This is a genomic window from Bacteroides sp. AF34-31BH (assembly GCF_003602795.1).
GTDB lineage: Bacteria > Bacteroidota > Bacteroidia > Bacteroidales > Bacteroidaceae > Bacteroides > Bacteroides uniformis.
Genome location: NZ_QTLV01000031.1, coordinates 1 through 2,559 on the forward strand (window position 1 = coordinate 1; position 2,559 = coordinate 2,559).

At 53.8% G+C, this 2,559-nt stretch carries 2 protein-coding genes; both read left to right on the forward strand.

Translation table 11 applies throughout. The features are described from left to right. The first annotated feature begins 74 nt into the window (after nucleotides 1-74). Nucleotides 75-1,688, forward strand: coding sequence for an IS21 family transposase (istA, locus tag DWZ67_RS19895; protein ID WP_016272705.1), 1,614 nt, complete (start codon nucleotides 75-77; stop codon nucleotides 1,686-1,688). Nucleotides 1,689-1,709: 21 nt separating this feature from the next. Continuing rightward, nucleotides 1,710-2,486: an IS21-like element helper ATPase IstB gene (gene istB, locus DWZ67_RS19900; protein WP_016272400.1), complete on the forward strand. Its 777-nt coding sequence runs from the start codon at nucleotides 1,710-1,712 to the stop codon at nucleotides 2,484-2,486. Nucleotides 2,487-2,559 lie beyond the last annotated feature (73 nt).

Below are 2,559 nucleotides of genomic sequence, written 5' to 3' on the forward strand. Positions count from 1 at the left end.
CCACCCATGGGTATGTTTAACCGAACAAAATTGGTATATTCATAAAAACCAATGGCGTTCATAATATGTACCACATGGAAGAAAGAGATTCCATAATTCTCGCCTATAGGCGTGACGGATTGAGCATCCGTGAGATCGCCCGTCGTAACGGCATGAGCCGCAAGACTGTACGCAAGTATCTCCGGGCTTTCGAACAAGCGGTCGGTGACAACCCCGATGCGGAAGCAATGGACACGTACCTGCAGCAGCCGGTGCGCTATGACAGCAGCAAACGTGTCCGCAGAGTGATGAACCAGCAGGTGATGGAGGCGATAGACGGCTTCATGGCCCGCAACCGGTCTAATGCCGCGGCCGGATTGCGCAAGCAGCAGATGCGCAAGATTGACATGTGGCGCCGGTTGCGCGATCAAGGCATAGAGATTGCCTATTCGACGGTATGCCAGTATGTCCGTGCATTGGAAGTGGCGGTGTCCGCTCCAGCCAAGTCCCCGGCGGCGTTCATCCGCCAGGAGTATGAACCGGGGTTCCGGTGCGAGTTTGACTGGGGCGTGCTGACACTTTGGATTGCCGGTGTCAAGACGAAGCTGCACATGGCCGTGTTCACGATGAACCATAGCAACCTGCGGCGGGCATACCTGTTCTCCCGCGAGGACACGTTGGCCCTGATGGAAGCACACCGCAACTGCTTCCGTGCTTTGGGGGGCACGCCGCAAGTAATGGCCTACGATAACATGCGGGTGGCCGTCAAGAAGTTCCTTGGACAGGAGCGCGAACATACCGATGCCCTGCGCCGCATGGAACTCCACTATTGTTTCACCCCTCATTTCTGTAATCCGCGTTCGGGATGGGAGAAAGGTAAGGTGGAGCGTTCGGTGGAACATATCCGCCGGCGGGCTTTCGCCTATGATGTCCGTTTCGGTTCGCTGGAGCAGGCACAGTGTCATCTTGACAAGGTCTGTGACAGGCTCAACGGGGAGGCTTCCAACATGTCTGCGCAAGAGAAGAAGGAGCGCGTACAGGCCGATATTGCGGCTTTGCGGCCGCTTGACCACGGTGACATGGGCTGCTTTGAGCAGCGGCATGCCCGTGTCGGGAAGTATTCCACCATTACCGTCGATGGTGTGCATTACTCTGTGCCTGACCGGCTTGTCGGTCGGGAGGTACCCATAAAGATGTATTCCGAGCGTATTGTCGTGCTTGACGGTCGCGACAAGGTAGCCACGCATGTACGCTCCCGGCGTCTCGGTGACTGGTGTATCGACCTGATGCACTATCTGGGCACGTTCCTTCGCAAGCCTGCGGCGTTGGGACGATCCACGGCCATGCGACAGGTACACCCGGACGTGGCGGCACTGTTTCGCAAACATTTTACGGATTCTCCCAGATCGTTTGTCGAACTGCTCGTGTTTACCCGTGACAACCAGCGCACTTATGCCGACATACTGGCTGCGGCAGACCGTCTGTCCTCCCGGGGACTCAAACGCCTGTCTTCCGAACAATTGAGCGCCGAGATGCTGGCCAGTGACGGCAATGGAACCGCAAACGTCCGTCAAGACGCGGCCACCCTGACCCCGTCCGATCCACAACAGACCGCCATTGAAGAATCGGCCTCACAGACATTGGACACACTTTCGGCGATGATCGGATGTGGCGCCACACAACAACCTGTAAACAAAGTTACCGTCTAACAACATAAAAATTGCATAGCAATGGAACAAAACGAAAATCAAGACTCCATACGCGAACGGATACGTGCGTATGCCTTCGACCTCAAACTCCCTCTGGTACGACGCGACATCGACCTGCTTATACAGCAAGGACTTGATGAACGATGGAACCTGTGGATGTTCACGGCCGAACTCCTGCGTCAGGAAAAAGAAAACCGCTCGGAGAACCAGCGTCGGCATCGCATCAAAAATGCCGCGTTCCCACAGTTGCGATACCTCAACGAAATAGACACGGACGCGCTTCCGCCAGAAGCGCGGAAGGCCTTGCCAAACCTTGAGACACTTGATTTCATCAAGGAAGGGCGCAACCTTATACTATACGGGAATCCCGGTACCGGAAAGACCCATCTGGCTACAGCCTTGGGGATTGCGGCCTGTAACGCGGGATACTCCGTACTGTTCACTTCCGTGCCCAGACTGCTTACGCAGATAAGGGAATGCCGGAACGCAATGACACTAAGGGCACTCGAGAACAAGTTCGAACGATACGACATGGTCATCTGCGACGAGTTCGGATACGTTTCTTGTGACAAGGCGGGAGCGGAGATGTTGTTCAACCATCTGTCACTCAGAACTGACAAGAAAACAACCGTCATTACAACAAATCTCGCATTCAACAGATGGGACGAGATTATTGCAGACAAAGTACTAGTTACAGCAATGGTAGACAGGCTAACGCACAAGGCGATTCTACTGAACATGACGGGAAAATCGTACAGAATGAAAGAAACACAAGATATGATAAATAAACAAATTTAATTAACTTTGCAAAACCTATCGGGTGGTACACGTTTCAAATGCTACCCGGGTCCCTTTTCAAGTGTTAGCTACA

Excerpts from the sequence above, each read along its gene's own strand:
- istA (WP_016272705.1), top strand. The coding sequence starts at position 75 with ATGGAAGAAAGAGATTCCATAATTCTCGCCTATAGGCGTGACGGATTG.
- istB (WP_016272400.1), top strand. The coding sequence starts at position 1,710 with ATGGAACAAAACGAAAATCAAGACTCCATACGCGAACGGATACGTGCG.